Origin of the sequence: Streptomyces lacaronensis, assembly GCF_047337785.1 — a bacterium.
Lineage (GTDB): Bacteria > Actinomycetota > Actinomycetes > Streptomycetales > Streptomycetaceae > Streptomyces > Streptomyces lycopersici.
Window position 1 is genome coordinate 1,345,582 of sequence record NZ_JBLHDK010000003.1, and the last position, 16,469, is coordinate 1,362,050.

Annotated in this window: 14 protein-coding genes; 9 read left to right on the forward strand and 5 right to left on the reverse strand. The window is 73.2% G+C overall.

Features of this window, described 5'->3' with window-relative positions; translation table 11 throughout:
• Positions 1 to 231: 231 nt before the first annotated feature.
• Complete coding sequence (locus ACMTAK_RS06375; RefSeq protein WP_413805252.1) at positions 232 to 1,455, forward strand: transglycosylase family protein; 1,224 nt, start codon at positions 232 to 234, stop codon at positions 1,453 to 1,455.
• A 5-nt stretch (positions 1,456 to 1,460) separates the two neighbouring features.
• Here the strand turns inward: ACMTAK_RS06375 and ACMTAK_RS06380 are convergent, their stop codons facing one another.
• Complete coding sequence (locus tag ACMTAK_RS06380) at positions 1,461 to 3,083, reverse strand: phytoene desaturase family protein (RefSeq protein WP_413805253.1); 1,623 nt, start codon at positions 3,081 to 3,083, stop codon at positions 1,461 to 1,463.
• 156 nt (positions 3,084 to 3,239) lie between these two features.
• Here ACMTAK_RS06380 and ACMTAK_RS06385 point away from each other — a divergent pair, with 156 nt between their 5' ends.
• A complete protein-coding gene (locus ACMTAK_RS06385; RefSeq protein ID WP_413805254.1) occupies positions 3,240 to 3,533 on the forward strand; it encodes a hypothetical protein in 294 nt (97 codons plus the stop codon).
• A gap of 53 nt (positions 3,534 to 3,586) precedes the next feature.
• On the forward strand, positions 3,587 to 4,579 hold the full coding sequence (locus ACMTAK_RS06390; RefSeq protein ID WP_413805255.1) for a patatin-like phospholipase family protein: 993 nt from the start codon (positions 3,587 to 3,589) through the stop codon (positions 4,577 to 4,579).
• 31 nt (positions 4,580 to 4,610) lie between these two features.
• Here ACMTAK_RS06390 and ACMTAK_RS06395 read toward each other — a convergent pair whose 3' ends face one another.
• The 3 genes from ACMTAK_RS06395 to ACMTAK_RS06405 form a co-directional block, all read right to left on the reverse strand.
• Complete coding sequence (locus tag ACMTAK_RS06395; RefSeq protein WP_413805256.1) at positions 4,611 to 5,789, reverse strand: serine hydrolase domain-containing protein; 1,179 nt, start codon at positions 5,787 to 5,789, stop codon at positions 4,611 to 4,613.
• Positions 5,790 to 5,921: 132 nt separating this feature from the next.
• Positions 5,922 to 6,836 (reverse strand): SDR family oxidoreductase, encoded by a 915-nt coding sequence (locus tag ACMTAK_RS06400; RefSeq protein WP_413805257.1) that lies wholly within the window; start codon positions 6,834 to 6,836, stop codon positions 5,922 to 5,924.
• Position 6,837: 1 nt separating this feature from the next.
• Positions 6,838 to 7,653 (reverse strand): SDR family oxidoreductase, encoded by an 816-nt coding sequence (locus tag ACMTAK_RS06405; RefSeq protein ID WP_413805258.1) that lies wholly within the window; start codon positions 7,651 to 7,653, stop codon positions 6,838 to 6,840.
• Between the two features lie 79 nt (positions 7,654 to 7,732).
• Here ACMTAK_RS06405 and ACMTAK_RS06410 point away from each other — a divergent pair, with 79 nt between their 5' ends.
• The 6 genes from ACMTAK_RS06410 to ACMTAK_RS06435 all read left to right on the forward strand — a co-directional run bounded on the left by ACMTAK_RS06410 (position 7,733) and on the right by ACMTAK_RS06435 (position 13,787).
• A complete protein-coding gene (locus ACMTAK_RS06410; protein ID WP_413805259.1) occupies positions 7,733 to 8,488 on the forward strand; it encodes an enoyl-CoA hydratase family protein in 756 nt (251 codons plus the stop codon).
• Between the two features lie 6 nt (positions 8,489 to 8,494).
• The gene (locus ACMTAK_RS06415) at positions 8,495 to 9,358 is read left to right on the forward strand and encodes a CoA transferase subunit A (protein ID WP_413805260.1); all 864 of its coding nucleotides are present in this window, start codon (positions 8,495 to 8,497) and stop codon (positions 9,356 to 9,358) included.
• Positions 9,355 to 10,095, forward strand: coding sequence for a CoA-transferase subunit beta (locus ACMTAK_RS06420; RefSeq protein WP_413805261.1), 741 nt, complete (start codon positions 9,355 to 9,357; stop codon positions 10,093 to 10,095). The genes ACMTAK_RS06415 and ACMTAK_RS06420 overlap by 4 nt, the downstream gene beginning before the upstream one ends.
• Positions 10,095 to 11,153: an NAD(P)H-dependent flavin oxidoreductase gene (locus ACMTAK_RS06425; protein ID WP_413805262.1), complete on the forward strand. Its 1,059-nt coding sequence runs from the start codon at positions 10,095 to 10,097 to the stop codon at positions 11,151 to 11,153. The genes ACMTAK_RS06420 and ACMTAK_RS06425 overlap by 1 nt, the downstream gene beginning before the upstream one ends.
• Positions 11,154 to 11,191: 38 nt before the next feature.
• Complete coding sequence (locus ACMTAK_RS06430; protein ID WP_413805263.1) at positions 11,192 to 12,694, forward strand: glutamate synthase subunit beta; 1,503 nt, start codon at positions 11,192 to 11,194, stop codon at positions 12,692 to 12,694.
• 94 nt (positions 12,695 to 12,788) lie between these two features.
• Positions 12,789 to 13,787, forward strand: a complete 999-nt coding sequence (locus ACMTAK_RS06435; protein WP_413805264.1) for an MBL fold metallo-hydrolase — start codon at positions 12,789 to 12,791, stop codon at positions 13,785 to 13,787.
• A gap of 8 nt (positions 13,788 to 13,795) precedes the next feature.
• Here the strand turns inward: ACMTAK_RS06435 and ACMTAK_RS06440 are convergent, their stop codons facing one another.
• Positions 13,796 to 16,402 carry a SpoIIE family protein phosphatase gene (locus ACMTAK_RS06440; protein ID WP_413812812.1) on the reverse strand — a complete coding sequence of 869 codons (2,607 nt, stop codon included), beginning with the start codon at positions 16,400 to 16,402 and terminating at the stop codon, positions 13,796 to 13,798.
• Positions 16,403 to 16,469 lie beyond the last annotated feature (67 nt).

Sequence of the window (16,469 nt, forward strand, 5' to 3'; positions counted from 1 at the left end):
GCGCGGGCGGACACCGTCCATGCGCTGGGCGCAGGCCGGTCACCCTGTGTCCCGCCCGAACCACCGACTGAATTCATGTGATGCACATCACATAAGCGGAAGAGGGCCGCAGCACAGCGCGCTGTGGCCTTCTTTCCAGGTGACCTCCCTCTTGTTGCGCCCAAATCGGCCCCCTTATCTTTGGCCCGCCCGGCAGCGCGCCGCACCCGGCAGCACGAGAAGGAGCCGTCCATGCCCTTACGGGGACGCCACCGCCGCTACAAGCCCAACCGCATCTCCCGTGCCTCACTGAGCGTCACGGCGGGCGGCGCCGGAATCGCCCTTCCACTCGTCGGCGCCGCGGGCGCGTCCGCGGCCTCGGGCGAAGCCTGGGACAAGGTGGCCCAGTGCGAGTCCACCCACAACTGGGACATCAACACCGGCAACGGCTTCTACGGCGGGCTGCAGTTCACGCAGAGCACATGGGAGGCTTACGGCGGCACGGCATACGCGGCACGGGCCGATCTGGCCACCAAGGACCAGCAGATCGCGATCGCGGAGAAGGTGCTCGACGGCCAGGGCCCCGGCGCGTGGCCGGTGTGCTCGGGCAAGGCGGGTCTGACGCGGGACGACGCGGCACCGCAGCAGAGTGCCCAGAAGATCGTCAGGACGGCCGCCGCCCCGGTCAAGCAGGCCCATCGGCCGGAGAAGGCCCAGCAGGCGGCGAGCAAGCCCACGCCCACCAGCCTCCCGGGGCGCGCCTCCACGAAGTCCGGCCGCTATGTGGTCGTCAGCGGCGACTCGCTGTCCCGTATCGCCGACACCCACGACGTCAACGGCGGCTGGGAGGCGCTCTACGAGACCAATCGCGAGACGATCGGCGGCGATCCCGATCTGATCTACCCCGGTCAGAAACTCTCCCTCACGGGCGGTAAGGCCACCGCCAAACCCAAGGCGGAACCCGAGCCCCACCACAAGGCCAAGGCGAAGCCGAAGCCGAAGCCCGCGCCGCACCCGAAGGCCGAGAAGCACACCAGCCGGGAGCGGGCCACCAAGCCCGTGGTCTCCTCGGGCTTCACCGCCCCCGTCAGCGGCGTCAACCCGAGCACCGCCTACCGGGCGGCCGGCTCCAGCTGGTCGAGCGGCTATCACACGGGGGTGGACTTCCCCGTGGGCATCGGCACCTCCGTGAAGGCCGTGGGTTCGGGCCATGTGGTCTCGGCGGGCTGGGGCGACGCGTACGGCTATCAGGTGGTCATCCGGCATCCGGACGGCAAGTACAGCCAGTACGCCCATCTCTCGCAGCTGTCGGTGCGGGCCGGGCAGAACGTCAACGGGGGCCAGCAGATCGGCCGTTCCGGCTCGACGGGCAATGCCACCGGACCGCATCTCCACTTCGAGATCCGCACCGGCCCCGGCTACGGCTCGGACATCAATCCGCTCGCCTATCTGCGGTCACACGGCGTCAGCCTCTGACGGCGTCAGCCTCTCACCCGTCGCCCCGGTGAGAGCCGGGGCAGACGGGCGAATCGCGGCCCCCTGGTGAGCGTGGTGGCGACCATGTGCCCGGAGACACCGCCCAGCCCGGCCCCCGGGTGAGTGGACGCGCCGATGTGCCAGAGCCCGTCAATGTCGGTCGCGTGCCGTCCGGAGGCGGGCAAGGGGCGCCAGAGAAGGCTCTGGTCGAGTTCGAGGGAGCCGCCGTACGGGTCGCCACCGGGCGCGTTGGTGTTCCGGCGGGCGAGGTCCGGGGGCGCGATGACATCGACGGCGAGCACCTTACCGGGCAGATCGGGCGCGTGCCCGGCGATCCGGTTCAGCACCCGGTCGGCGTAGCCCCGGGCCAGCTCCGGGGTCCAGCCCTGAGCGGTGTCCAGTTCACCGGCCGCGTCGCCGCGCGGGGTGGACGGCACCTCCTGCAACTGCAGCCACAGCGCGGCGGCCCCGGTCGGCACCCGGCCGGGGTCCAGGACGTACTGCTGCCCGACGACCACCGTGGGCCGCCGGGGCAGCAGGCCCGCCTCGGCCTCGGCGCAGGCGATACCGGTGCTGCCCGAACCGTCGGTCAGATGCACCAGCGGGATCGTGTTCAGCCGTGCGTCGCGCCAGCCGAGCGGCTCGGACAGCGCGACATGGATCTGCATCGCGGCGCGGCCGTAGCGGAATCGCCGCGCCTCATCGCGTAGTTCACGGCGCACCGAGCCCTCCGGCAGGAGGGTGCCGTAAAGGGCGGTGGGGGTCACCGAGGCGAGGACCGCGCGGCGGGCACGGAAGACCCGGCCGCCCGCCGCCACTCCCACGGCGCGCCCCTGCTCGACGAGGACGCGGTCGACCCGGGTGCCGGTCTCCACCCGTACGCCCGTCGTCGTCAGCAGCGACCTGAAGGCGTCGAGGAACCGGCCCGCGCCCCCGGCCACCACCGGCACCCCGGCGCCATGCAGCGTGGCGGCGAACAGCGTCACCAGGAATCCGCCCGACGCGTGGTCCGGCGACAGCCCCGCGTGCAGCAGCCACGGGGCGTAGAGATGGTCCACCTCGTCCCCGCGGAACTCCGCGCGCAGGTATCCACGGCCGCTGGTGGCCACCGAGCGCAGCCACCGCTCCACCCCCTGCCGCCCGCCGCCGCGGAGCAGGGCGACCGCGTGGCGGAGGGCGGCCGGTGAGCGGAGCTCGCCGCCCATCAGGCCGCCGATCGCCTCCATGTCGGCGCCCAGTCGGCCGAGCGCGGCCAGATACGCGGCCCGGTCCGCATCGTGCGCGAAACCCTCGGCGGTGCGCTCGGGATCGCGGTGCGCAAGCGTGACCCTGCCGTCGTCGGCCACGCTTGCGATGGCCCACTCATCGGTGTTGCGGTACTCCAGCCCATGCCGCCGCAAGGGCTCCCCCAGACGCGCGAACGCCGGGCCGGAGACGAACAGCGGATGCCAGGAGGAGTAGGTGTCATGGAGGTAGCCCGGCAGGGTGCGCTCCTCGGTGGCGATGAACCCGCCGATGTCCGGTTCGCGCTCCACCAGGATGACGGACCATCCGGCCAAGGCCAGCTCCGCGGCGGCCACCAGGCCGTTGACACCGGACCCGATGACGACGGCGTCTGCCTCGGCCATCCGGGGTTCCTCCTGCCATCGCGCGGTGCGGCGCTTTTGTCTGATTTCGGCATGCTATGCGAAGGATGCTGGGAAGATACTGAACGACGGGCTGCCGTCCGTACTCGCACGACGCGTTTCGCCCGCATGTCCGAGGCGGGTGTCAGACTCGCGACCATGCGGACCCGCCCTGCCAGTGCCTCGCTCGACATCCCTCACGACGACCCCTGGCCGCGCTACCGGGGCGCGGTGTCCCTGCGGCGGGGCCCCGGATGGACCGCCCCCGTGCGCGAGGGCCACCCCACGACCCTGTTCGCCGTGACGTCCACGATCACCGCGCCCGAGCGGGAGGAGGCGCCTGGTCTTTCGGGGATGACGATGCGCGAGTGCCGGGCGCACACGCCGGGCCGTGACCCTGCCCTTCTGCGGCCGGCCGACGGTGTGCCCATACTGACGGCCACGGCAGGGTAGCGGCCACGAACACCGGCCTTTTCAGCCCGTATCGCCCTCGAGGAGAAGAAGAAGTGACGGAGCAGTCCCAGCGCGGTCTCGACCGCCACCGGCTGATGAAGGTCCTCGCCGACCGGGCGGAGGCGGGCAGCCGCCCCGGGGCGCGTGTGGACGGATACCGGGTGGCGCTGGCGATCGAGGGTGGCGGGATGCGGGGCACGATCTCGGCCGGTATGGCGCTGGCCGTGCACGAGCTGGGGCTGCTGACCGCGTTCGACGCGGTGTACGGGGCCTCGGCGGGGGCCATCTCGGCGGCGTGGCTGGTCAGTTCGCGGCCGGAGGGCCTGCGCGGCTGGGCCGACCCCCGTTTCGCCAGTGCTCTCATCCGCAAGCGCAATCTGCTGCGCGGGCGCCCCATGGTGGATATCGAGACCCTGATCGAAGAGGTCTACATCCGTCAATTCCCGCTGGACTACGCCTCGGTGCTGGCCGCGCCCCTCGCCTTGCATCCGCTGGCCACGGACCTCGAAACCGGTCAACCGGTCGATTTGCACGGCGAGTTGACGGATGAGGTCGCCCTCCGTCTGGCGCTGCGGGCGAGCGCCGCGCTGCCGATGCTGGCGGGCGGCCCGGTCACCATCGGCGGGCGCCGCTTCTACGACGCGGGACTGGCCGAGTCGATCCCGTTCCGCCAGGCGCTGCGGGACGGCGCGACCCACGTCCTCGTCCTGCGCAGCAGGCCGCCGGTCCAGGACGCGGCGCTCCGGGCCACCCCGTCGGTGGGCTCCCGGCTGGTCGCCGCGGTCGCCTTCCGCCAGTACACCCCCCAGTTCCGCGCCGCCTTCCTGAACCGGCCCGCCCGGCTCGCCGACGACGACCGGCTGCTGGCGGTCTACGACACCGACACCGCGGAATCGCCCACGGACCCCGCGGTGCTGTCGGTCCGCCCCGATGCCGCGGCGCCGTCCATCAGCCGTCTGGAAACGGACAGCGCTCTGCTCGAGGAGGCTCTCGAGGCGGGGCGCCGGGCCATCGTGGCCCAGCTCGCCCCGGCGGCCCGTTCCTGAGAAGGGCGACCGGGGCCGCAGGGGAAGGAGTTCAGTCGCAAAGAGCAGCCGTCTGCGCCTTCAGCAGGCCCTTGCTCCGCGGTACGGGCGCCTCGCCCTTGAGCTCGGCGGCGAGGTCGTAGACGGTGGCGGCCAGGACCAGTTGGCGCTGACCGTCGGCGGTGGTGAGGGAGACGCTGGTGTAGCCGGGGCCCGCGCCGTCGGTCTCCCAGGCGGTGAGCGGATCGCCCTTCTTCCCCTCGCCGGTGGCGCACGGTACCTCCATGCGCTGCACCCCGAGTCCGTACGCGGGCGCGTCGGGGAACTTCACCGGGGTCTTGAGCTCGCGCTGCTGGTCGGGGCGGAGCAGCTTGCCCCCGAAGAGGGCGCGCTCGAACCGGGCCAGGTCGTCCACGGTCGAGATCATGGCTCCGGCGGTCCAGTCGTAGGAGGGGCTGAACCGCGTCATATCGCGGCCCTTGAGGTCGTAGCCGTGCAGATGGGAGCCGTGCACCTCGGGGTCGGTCACCGGGAAGGAGGTGTCCTTCAGCCTCAGCGGGGCGAGGATCCTGCGGTCGATCTCGGTGGGCGCGGAGCGGTGGGTCACCGCCTCGATCACCTGCCCGGCGAGCAGATAGTTGGTGTTGGAGTACGACCAGCCCTTCCCCGGCGCGAACTCCGGCTTGTGCGCGACCGAGCGGGCGATCACCTCGCGCGGGGTGATGACGTGGTCCCGGTCGCCGTCCTCCAGATAGGGGGCGAAGAACGAGGCTTCGGTGGTGGGGTCGTAGATCCCCGAGGTGTGGTTGAGCAGCTGACGGATGGTGATGGCCTTACCGTCGTTGCCGTTCCCCTGGACGACGCCCGGCAGCCACTTCTCCACGCTGTCGTCGAGTGAGAGCCGTCCCTCGCCCTCCAGCTGCAGCAGGACCGTGGAGACGAACGCCTTGGTGTTGCTGGCGATCCGGAACCGCTGCTCCGGCCGGGCCTTTTCGCCGGTGGCCTTGTCCGCGACCCCGGCCGCCGTCCGCCACTCGTCGCCGCCGCGCCGCGCGTAGGCCACCGCGCCCGGGAATCCGTCCCTCACCGTCTGGCCGACGGCCTCCTCGAAGCCGGACGGCGCCGACGGCCCTGCCGACTCCCCCTGGGCCGTGGCGATGGTGACGGTCGCCGTCACCGCCAGCGCGCCGATCCCCGCCCACAGCGCCACGCCCCTTGCCCGAACTCCCACGAAGCCGCTCCTTGCCTTGTTCCGGTATGCCGTTCGCGGATCATCGTGCCGTCGCGGCGCACCGGGCTCCCATCCCGCTGCCGCCCGTCCCGTACGGGGGTTTTCCCCACCCCGCGGGGGCCGGACGGCCCGTCAGGGTGCCCCGTACACCGGTTGGGGCGGTTCGGCCCCGGCGAGGAGTTTCCGCGCGGTCTCGCCCGCCTCCGCGGGGGTCCAGCGGGCACCCTTGTCGGCGGTGGGGCCCGGCCGCCAGCCCTCCATGACGGTGATCCGCCCGGCCTCGGCCTCGAAGACCCGGCCCGTGACCCCGGCGCAGGCGGCCGAGCCGAGCCAGACGACGAGCGGTGAGACATTGGCGGGGGCCATCGCGTCAAAGGCGGCGGGGTCGTCCGGCGCGGCCATGTCACCGGCGAACGTCGTCTCCGTCATCCGGGTGCGGGCCGCCGGGGCGATGGCGTTGACCTGGACGCCGTAGCGGCCGAGTTCGGCCGCGGCCACCGAGGTCAGGCCGAGGATCCCGGCCTTGGCCGCGGAGTAGTTGCCCTGTCCGACGCTGCCGAGCAGCCCGGCCCCGGAGCTGGTGTTGACCACCCGCGCGACCGGGGTGCGGCCCGCCTTCGCCTCGGCGCGCCAGTGGGCGGCGGCGTGCCGCAGCGGCAGGAAGTGGCCCTTGAGGTGGACGCGGATCACCGCGTCCCACTCGTCCTCGCCGAGGTTGACGAGCATGCGGTCGCGCAGGAATCCGGCGTTGTTGACGAGGGTGTCGAGCCGGCCGTAGGTGTCGAGGGCGGTGGCCAGGAGGGAGGTGGCGCCGTCGGCCGTGGCGATGTCGCCGCCGTGCGCCACCGCCTCCCCGCCCGCGGCCCGGATCTCCTCGACGACCTGCTGGGCCGGGCCCGCCGACGCCCCGGCGCCGTCCGGGGCCACGCCGAGGTCGTTGACGACGACCTTCGCGCCCTCGGCGGCGAAGGCGAGCGCGTGCGCCCGCCCGAGTCCGCGGCCCGCTCCGGTGACGACGGTGACGCGCCCGTCGCACAGTCCGCTCATCTCAGTCCTCCCGTGGTTCTGCCCGGCCGGTGCCCGGGGACGGCTGGTTGACGTTGGCGGCGTCGAGGAACGCGGGGCGCTCCCCGCCTCCGTGGATGGCGATGCTGGCGCCGCTGATGTACTCGGCCAGCCCGGAGGCGAGGAACACACAGGCATCTCCGGCCTCGACGGGCTCGGCCATCCGCCCGAGCGGCACGGTCCGGCCGACGGCGGCGACGCCCTCCTCGTCCCCGTAGTGCAGATGCGACAGTTCGGTGCGGACCATGCCGAGCACGAGCGTGTTGACCCGGACCGCGGGGGCCCACTCCACGGCCAGGGTGCGGGCCAGGTTCTCCAGGCCCGCCTTGGCGGCTCCATAGGGTCCGGTGCCGGGGGACGGCCGGGTGCCGCTGACGCTGCCGATCATCACGATCGAGCCCCCGCCCTCCTGTTGGCGCATCAGTTCGTACGCGCTCAGGGAGACGGTCATGGGAGCGATCAGATTGAGTTCGACGACGCGCGCCGCGCGCCGCTGCCCGGCCTCGGCGATCAGCCCGTAGGGGCTTCCTCCGGCGTTGTTGACCAGCAGGTCGAGCCGCCCGTGGGAGCGGCGCAGCCGGGCGAAGAACGCCTCGACCGCCTCCGGGTCCCGGATGTCGAGCGGTTCGAAGCGCGCCGTGCGCCCGTCCGCCGCGATGGGTTCGTCGGGTGGGCGGCGCGCACAGATCACCACCTCGGCCCCGGCGGTGAGCAGGGCCCGGGTGATCCCCGCTCCGACGCCGCGCGTGCCGCCGGTGACCACGGCGACGCGCCCGACGAGATCGATGGTGACGGCCACAAGACACCTCCCGCTGCGCGATGAGCGCTGCTACCTTCTCACCTAACAAATGTTTGGTGGAAAGGTATCGGATCTGCTCATGGGTGTCTCCACCTCCGACCCCGCGGCCGGCGTCCGCCTGGTCGCCATGGACTTCCCACCCGTCAACGCCCTTCCCGTGCGCGGCTGGTACGAGCTGGCCGACGCGCTGCGCACCGCGGGCGCCGACCCGTCGGTGCGCTGTGTGGTGCTGGCCGCCGAGGGCCGGGGCTTCAACGCGGGCGTGGACATCAAGGAGATCCAGGCGGCCGAGGGTCATACGGCGCTCATCGGCGCCAACCACGGATGCGCCGAGGCGTTCGCCGCCGTCTACGACTGCCCGGTCCCGGTCGTCGCCGCCGTCCACGGCTACTGCCTGGGCGGCGGTATCGGTCTCGTGGGGAACGCCGACGCGATCGTGGCCAGCCAGGACGCCACGTTCGGCCTGCCCGAGCTGGACCGCGGCGCGCTGGGCGCGGCCACGCATCTGGCGCGGCTGGTCCCGCTCCATCTGATGCGCGCGCTGTACTACACCGCGCGCACCGCGACCGCCGAGGAGCTGCACCGCCATGGCTCGGTGTGGCGGGTCGTGCCGCTCGCCGGGCTGCGGGAGGCGGCGCTGGAGCTGGCGGGCGAGATCGCCGCCAAGGACGGTGCGCTGCTGCGGCTCGCGAAGGCGGCCATCAACGGTATCGATCCGGTCGATGTGCGCCGGAGCTACCGCTTCGAGCAGGGCTTCACCTTCGAGGCCAATCTGGCGGGCCTGTCCGACGGGCACCGCGACGCGTTCGTCGCCAGGAGCACCGGGAAGGGGTGAGCGGCGTTGGCCGACAAGACGATGACGGCCGAGGAGGCCGTCGGCCGGATCCGCAGCGGTATGACGGTCGGCATCGGCGGCTGGGGGTCACGGCGCAAGCCCATGGCGCTGGTCCGCGCCCTGCTGCGGTCGGAGGTCACCGATCTGACCGTCGTCTCCTTCGGCGGCCCCGACGTCGGGCTGCTGGCCGCCGCCGGGAAGATCCGCAAGCTGGTGACGGCGTTCGCGACGCTCGACTCGATCCCCCTGGAGCCGCACTTCCGGGCGGCGCGCGAGCGGGGGGACATCGAACTGACCGAGCTGGACGAGTCGATGATGATGTGGGGGCTGACCGCCGCCGTGCACCGGCTGCCGTTCCTGCCCGTCCGCGCGGGCCTCGGCTCGGACGTCATGACGGTCAACCCCGGGCTGCGGACGGTGACATCGCCGTACGAGGACGGTGAGGAGCTGGTGGCGGTGCCCGCGCTGCGGCTGGACGTGGCGCTGGTGCACCTCAACCGGGCGGACGCGCAGGGCAACGGGCAATACCTCGGGCCCGATCCGTACTTCGACGACCTGTTCTGCGAGGCGGCCGCCGAGGCGTATCTCTCCTGTGAACGCGTCGTCGCCACCGCCGAGTTCGCGGACGCGGGCGGCCCGCAGACGCTGCTGGTCAAGCGGTATGCGGTGACCGGTGTGGTCGAGACCCCGGGAGGCGCGCACTTCACCTCCTGCGTCCCCGACTACGGACGGGACGAGGCGTTCCAGAGCGCGTACGCCAAGGCCGCGGCCGACCCGGAGGCGTGGCGGGAGTTCACGAAGCGGTTTCTGTCCGGGGACGAGGAGCGGTACCGGGCCGCGGTGGCGGCGTTCGGGAGGGAGGGCACATGACCGGCGGGGTGACCCGGGCCGAGTACTGCGTGGTGGCCTGTGCCGAGGCATGGCGCGGCGACGGGGAGATCCTGGCCGCCCCGATGGGCGCGGTGCCCAGGGTCGGCGCCCGGCTGGCCAAGCTCACCTTCGCGCCCGAGCTGATGCTGACGGACGGCGAGGCGATGATCGTGGGCGGCGATCCGGAGGTGGTGGAGGGGTGGCTGCCGTACCGGGCGCATCTGGCGCTGGTCACCGGCGGCCGGCGCCATGTGATGATGGGCGCGAGCCAGATCGACCGCCACGGCAACCAGAACATCAGCTGCGTCGGCGACTGGAAGCGGCCCAGACGACAGCTGCTGGGGGTGCGGGGAGCGCCGGTCAACACCCTGAACAACCCCACGAGTTACTGGGTGCCCCGGCACTCTCGGCGGGTCTTCGTCGAACGTGTCGACATGGTGTGCGGGGTGGGTCACGACCGGGTGGCGGCCGCGGGGCCGGCCGCGGCCCGCTTCCATGACCTCCGGTGTGTGGTGACCGATCTGGCGGTCCTCGACTTCGCCACGCCCGACCGCACCCTGCGGGTGCGCTCCCTGCATCCGGGGGTGACCGCCGATGCGGTGCGGGAGGCCACCGGCTTCCCTCTCGAGATCGCCGACGACGTCCCGTGCACACGGGAGCCGACCCCCGCCGAGCTGCGGCTGATCCGGGAGGTCATCGACCCGGAGGGGGCCCGCGAGCGGGAGGTGCCGTCCTGATGGAAACCCCGCTGACCCGGCTCGTCGGGGTGCGCCATCCGATCGTCCAGACGGGCATGGGGTGGGTGGCCGGGCCCCGGCTGGTGTCCGCCGTGGCGAACGCCGGGGCGCTGGGCATCCTGGCCTCCGCGACCATGTCGCCCGAGCGGCTGCGCTCCGCCGTGCGCGAGGTCGCCGCCCGCACCGACGCGCCCTTCGGCGTCAATCTGCGCGCCGACGCCGGGGACGCCGGGGAGCGGGTGCGGATCATCGTCGAGGAGGGGGTGCGGGTCGCCTCGTTCGCGCTGGCTCCCAGGCGTGAGCTGATCGACCGGCTGAAGGACGCGGGCGTGGTGGTCATCCCGTCCGTGGGCGCCCGGCGCCACGCGGAGAAGGTGGCGGGCTGGGGCGCGGACGCGGTGGTGGTGCAGGGCGCCGAGGGCGGTGGCCACACCGGGCAGGTGGCCACCACCGTGCTGCTCCCCCAGGTCGTGGACGCGGTGGACATCCCGGTCGTGGCCGCGGGCGGCTTCCACGACGGACGGGGGCTGGCGGCCGCGCTCGCCTACGGGGCGGCGGGGATCGCCATGGGCACCCGCTTCCTGCTCACCTCCGACAGCACCGTCCCGGACGCGGTGAAGGCGCGCTATCTGGCGGCGGCGGTCACCGATGTCACCGTCACCACGGCGGTCGACGGACTCCCCCACCGGATGCTCCGCAGCGAGCTGGTCGACTCCCTCGAACGCTCCGGCCGTGCCGCCGCGCTCCTGCGCGCCGTGCGCCACGCCGCCGCGTTCCGGCGGCTGGCCGGGCTCAGCTGGCCGCGGATGGTGCGGGACGGGCTGGCGATGCGGCACGGCAAGGACCTCACCTGGAGCCAGGTTCTGCTGGCCGCCACCACGCCGATGCTGCTGAAGGCGTCGATGGTGGACGGCCGCACCGACACGGGGGTGATGGCCTCGGGACAGGTGGCCGGGGTGATCGAGGATCTGCCCTCGTGCGCGGAGCTGGTGGAGCGGATCACGGCCGAGGCCGCGGCGGCCCTGGACCGGCTGACCGGCGGTCGTACAGTGGGGTGAAAGCGGCCAGACCATGACACGGGTAATGGGAGGTCGTCATGGCCGATCCCAAGGGTTTCCTCACCACGCCCCGTCGTCTTCCGCCCCGGCGTCCGGTGGACGAGCGGGTGCGGGACTGGGGCGAGGTCTCCGCGCCCGGCGGGCTGCTGCCGATCATCAGCGCCCAGGCGGACCGCTGCATGGACTGCGGCATCCCGTTCTGCCATGAGGGCTGCCCGCTGGGGAACCTCATCCCGGAGTGGAACGACCTGGTCTCCCGTGACGACTGGCTGCGCGCGAGCGAGCGGCTGCACGCCACCAACAACTTTCCCGAGTTCACCGGCCGGCTGTGCCCGGCCCCCTGCGAGAGCGCCTGTGTGCTGGCCATCAACCAGCCGGCGGTCACCATCAAGAACGTCGAGGTGGCCATCGCCGACCGGGCCTGGGAGAGCGGCCAGGTGACCCCCAAGCCACCGGACCGGCTGAGCGGCCGGACCGTCGCCGTCATCGGCTCGGGGCCCGCGGGCCTGGCCGCGGCCCAGCAGCTCACCCGCGCGGGGCACACCGTGGCGGTGTACGAGCGCGACGACCGGGCGGGCGGACTGCTCCGCTACGGCATCCCCGAGTTCAAGATGGAGAAGCGCCACCTGGACCGGCGGCTGGAGCAGATGCGCGCGGAGGGCACCAAGTTCCGCACCGGCGTGGACGTCGGCACCGATATGGACGCCGCCGAGCTCCGGGCGCGCTACGACGCGGTCGTGATAGCCGTGGGCGCCCGAGCCTGGCGCGAACTCCATGTCCCGGGAAGGGAGTTGGCCGGGATCCATCAGGCGATGGAGTATCTGCCGATGGCCAACCGGGTGCTGGAGGGCGACTACGCCCGGCCGCCGATCACCGCCGAGGGCAAACACGTGGTCATCGTCGGCGGCGGGGACACCGGCGCGGATTGTCTGGGCACGGTGCTGCGGCAGGGCGCCGCCTCCGTGACCCAGCTGGACATCCATCCCCGGCCCGGCGACGAGCGGACCGAGGCCGAGCCCTGGCCCACCCACCCCAAGATCTACCGGATGTCCGCCGCCCATGAGGAGGCGCGGGAGCTGGCGGCCTCTCCGGAGGCGGACGTGGACGCGCGGGTCTTCGCCGCGACCACGGTCCGCTTCGAGGGGACCGCACCGGACGCGGAGCGGCCGCACGGCGGTATCCGGGCGCTGCGTCTGATCGGGGCCTGTGCCGATGGGGAGTCCGGGCCTGGCACGGAGCGGGTGCTGCGGGCGGATCTGGTGCTGCTGGCCCTCGGCTTCCGCGGCCCGGAGCGGGACGGCGGGCTGCTGGACCAGCTCGGTCTCGAACTCGACGAGCGCGGCGCTGTCGCCCGTGACGCGTCGTTCGCCACCGGCGCGGACGGGGTGTTCGTGGCGGGCGACGCGGGCCGTGGCCAGTCGCTGATCGTCTGGGCGATCGCCGAGGGCCGCTCGGCCGCGGCGGCCGTGGACCGCTATCTCATGGGCTCCACGACGCTCCCGGCGCCGGTCGGGCCGACCGACCTGCCGATGACGGCCTGACGCGGCGGTGACCGGGTGGCCGGGGGGCCGGGAACCCGCGCGAGCGGGGCGGGCCACCTGCCGCGGGTGTGCGGCGCGGGCATAGTGTGCGTCCATGATCTCGCAATCCCCCCTCCTCACCGTGGCCGACGGTGTGCACATCTGGTCCCCGACCCCGAGTGCCGGCTGGGGTCTGGCCAACTGCGGTCTGATCGTCTCGCCCGACGGCCACGCCGCCTGGATCGACAGTCCCTACGACCGGCGGATGGCCGGTGAGTTCCTCGAACACAGCCGTGCCCTGCTGCCCGACGGGGGCCGGATCGAGCGGGTGATCGTCACCCATGCCAACGGCGACCACCTGTGGGGCGCGGAGGTCGTACCGGACGCGGAGATCGTGGCCACCCGCGAGGCGCTCGGCCACATCGAGTACGAGCCTTCGCCGCAGCAGCTGCACGGCCTGGTGCACGGCAGCGATCCGGCGACTCCGCTCGGCTGGTACCTCCGGCGGCACTTCGGGCGGTTCGACTGGTCCACCACCGAGGTGATCGAGCCGTCGCTCACCTTCGTGGGCGAACTCGACCTGCGCGTGGGCCAGGTGCCGGTGCGGCTGTTCAGCCTGGAGTCCGCGCACACCGCGGGCGATCTGGTGGCGTATCTGCCGCGGCAGAAGGTGGCGTTCACCGGCGATGTCATCTTCGCCTCCGGTCCGCAGGACCCCGGCGACCACGCGGTGCACTGGGCGGGCCCGCTGGGCAATGTGATCGCCGCGTGCGAGCGGGTGCTCGACACCGGGGCCGAGGTGATCGTGCCCGGCCATGGCCCGGTCCTCGACCGGGAGGGGGTGCGCGGCCACATCGGCTATCTGGAGCATCTGCGGGACCGCACCCGGCAGCTGCACACGGCCGGGGTACCGGCCCTGGAGGCCGCCCGCGCCCTGATCGCCGAGAACACCTATCCGTCGCTGGGCCTGCCCGAGCGGCTGGTGATCACGGTGGGCTCGGAGTACCGGCATCTGAACGGTGCTGAGGAGGCGGCGGACCTCGTGGCCACCATGGCCGACCTGGCCCAGGTGGCATGGGAGCGGCGCGAGGGCGCGCAGGCGGCCTCGGCCTGACCACCTGGTCACCGCAGGGCACGCGCCGCGGCCGGGAGATCCTGCTCGGTCCAGATGATCTTGCCCTGGCTGGTGTAGCGGGTGCCCCAGCGCTGGACCATCTGGGCGACGAGGAACAGTCCGCGTCCCCCCTCGTCGGTGGTGGCCGCCCGGCGCAGATGGGGTGCGGTGATGCTGCCGTCGGCCACCTCGCAGATCAACGCCCGGTTGCGCAGCAGCCGCAGCCGTACGGGACCCACGGCGTGCCGGATGGCGTTGCCGAGCAGCTCGCTGACCACCAGCTCGGTGGTGAAGGCGGCCTCCTCCAGGTTCCACTCGGCCAGGGTGCGGGCGACGGCCGCCCGCATCCTGGCCACGACCTCCGGGTCCGCCGGGAGGTCCCACGAGGCCACCCGGCGCGCGTCCAGCGCGTTCGTGCGGGCGATGAGCAGGCAGACGTCGTCGGTGCGGCGCGGTGAGAGCAGGGCGGCCATCACGGTGTCGCAGGCGCGCTCGGGGTCGGGGTCGGCGTCGGTGAGGGCGTCCCGCAGCTGGTCCAGCCCGGTTTCGATGTCCCGTTCACGGTCCTGGACCAGCCCGTCGGTGTAGAGGACGAGACGGCTGCCCTCGGGCAGCTCCGTCTCGGCCGCCTCGTAGAGCCGTCCGCCGAGCCCCAGCGGCGGGCCCGCGGGCAGGTCGAGGAAGGTCACCGAGCCGTCGGGGTGGACCAGGGCCGGGGGCGGATGCCCGGCCCGCGCCAGGGTGCAGTGCCGGGAGACCGGGTCGTAGACCGCGTACAGACAGGTGGCCCCGACGGCCCCGAGGCCGGGGCCGGGGCCGGGGCCGGTCTCCTCCCGGTCGAGCTGGTCGACCACCTCGTCGAGCCGGGCGAGCAGTTCATCGGGGGGAAGGTCCACGACGGAGAAGTTGCGCACGGCGGTGCGCAGCCGGCCCATGGTCGCGGCGGCGTGCAGTCCCTGGCCGACGACATCGCCGACCACGAGGGCGACCCGGGCCCCGGACAGCGGGATGACGTCGAACCAGTCGCCCCGCACCCCACCGGGGGCGGGCAGATAGCGCTGGGCGGCCACGACGGCCTGCTGCTCGGGGCGGCCGCGCGGCAGCAGGCTCTCCTGGAGGGCCAGGGTGGTGGCGTGCTCGCGCGCGTAGCGGCGGGCGTTGTCGATGGCGACGGCCGCCTGACCGGCCAGCTCCTCGGCGAAGGTCCGGTCCTCCTCGTCGAAGGGCGGGGTGTTCCCCGAGCGCCAGAACGCCGCCTGGCCCAGCCGGACGCCGCGCCCGCTGAGCGGCACGGTCAGCAGCGAGTGGATGCCGTACTCCCTCACCCACTCCAGCCGCTCCGGGTCCTGGGGTGTCCAGCTGGGGTAGGACGGCAGCTCGCCGACGGCGAACACGCGCGCCTGCCCGGTGCCACCGGCCCGCTGGGTGACGGGGAAGGACGAGACGCGCTCACCGACCCGGCGCAGCGGGGGATCCTGCCGGATGCCGCTGAAGGCGGCCCGGCGCAGCGGCGAGTCCCGGTCGCCCGGCTCCTCGCCGCGCAGGACGGCCTCGTACAGATCGACGGTGGCGTAGTCGGCGAAGCGCGGCACGGCGACCCGGGTCAGTTCCTCGGCGGTGCCTTCCATGTCGAGGCTGCTGCTGACGCGGACACCCGCCTGGTACAGCAGCCGGAGGCGTGCGTAGGCCCGGTCGGCCTTGTCCGTCAGGGCGCGCAGCTCGGTGGTGTCCCGCAGGGTGGCGACGCTGCCCCAGGGCTGTGCGCCCCGCTCCGCCGGGCGCTGGTTGACCGCCAGCAGCCGGTTCCCGACCTCGTACACCTCGTCGGTGGCCGCGCGCCCCGAGGCGAGCAGCCCGGCGATCTCCGGGGGCAGGCCGACGTCGGTGATCTGCCGTCCGTGCGCGTCGCGTGCGAGACCCAGCAGGAGCAGCGCCTCGTCGTTGGCGAGCAGCAGCCGTCCCTCGTCGTCGAGGATCAGCACCCCCTCCCGGACCGAGCGCAGCACGGCGTCGTGGTGTTCGTACATCCTGGTGATCTCGGCGGGACCGAGCCGGTGGGTCTGCCGCCGCAGCCGCCGGGCCACGAGCGCCGCACCGCCCCCGCCCAGGAGGAGCGCGAAGGCCGTGGAGCCGTAGATCATCGGCAGTTGGCGGCTGACCGTGCGGGCCACGGAGGGGATGGAGACCCCGGCGTTGACGACGCCGATCACCCGGCCCCGGGCGTTGGTGACCGGAACCGCGGCCCGGATCGAGGCGGCCGGGCGGGTGACGCCCGGGGTCTTGTCGGTGAAGGCCCGGCCCACCGTGGCCGGGTAGATGCCGCGGTCGACGCGCTTGCCGATCATCTTGGGGTTCGGATGGCTGCAGCGGATGCCCCGGGGGGTGGTCACCACGATGTAGTCGACACCGGCCCGCCGGCGGACCTTCTCGGCGTAGGGCTGGAGGGTCCTGGCGGGGTCGCGGGACTCCAGCGCCTGCTGGACGCCGGGGGCGACGGCCACGGCACGTGCGACGGTCAGGGCACGGGCCCGGGCCTGGTTCTCCCGGCTGCCGCGCGCCTGGAGGGACAGCGTGGCCCCCGCGGCGAGGACCAGGAGCGTCACGATGATCAGCATCAGGGCGAACACCTGCCCGCCGACACTGCGCGAGCTCAAGCCCGAGCGCACTTTCACATGCTCTGTC

Bases quoted from the DNA above. Each gene is read 5' to 3' on its own strand.
- ACMTAK_RS06375 (WP_413805252.1), top strand. From the start codon at position 232: ATGCCCTTACGGGGACGCCACCGCCGCTACAAGCCCAACCGCATCTCC.
- ACMTAK_RS06380 (WP_413805253.1), bottom strand. From the start codon at position 3,083: ATGGCCGAGGCAGACGCCGTCGTCATCGGGTCCGGTGTCAACGGCCTG.
- ACMTAK_RS06385 (WP_413805254.1), top strand. From the start codon at position 3,240: ATGCGGACCCGCCCTGCCAGTGCCTCGCTCGACATCCCTCACGACGAC.
- ACMTAK_RS06400 (WP_413805257.1), bottom strand. From the start codon at position 6,836: ATGAGCGGACTGTGCGACGGGCGCGTCACCGTCGTCACCGGAGCGGGC.
- ACMTAK_RS06410 (WP_413805259.1), top strand. From the start codon at position 7,733: ATGGGTGTCTCCACCTCCGACCCCGCGGCCGGCGTCCGCCTGGTCGCC.
- ACMTAK_RS06420 (WP_413805261.1), top strand. From the start codon at position 9,355: ATGACCGGCGGGGTGACCCGGGCCGAGTACTGCGTGGTGGCCTGTGCC.
- ACMTAK_RS06425 (WP_413805262.1), top strand. From the start codon at position 10,095: ATGGAAACCCCGCTGACCCGGCTCGTCGGGGTGCGCCATCCGATCGTC.
- ACMTAK_RS06430 (WP_413805263.1), top strand. From the start codon at position 11,192: ATGGCCGATCCCAAGGGTTTCCTCACCACGCCCCGTCGTCTTCCGCCC.
- ACMTAK_RS06435 (WP_413805264.1), top strand. From the start codon at position 12,789: ATGATCTCGCAATCCCCCCTCCTCACCGTGGCCGACGGTGTGCACATC.
- ACMTAK_RS06440 (WP_413812812.1), bottom strand. From the start codon at position 16,402: ATGCTGATCATCGTGACGCTCCTGGTCCTCGCCGCGGGGGCCACGCTG.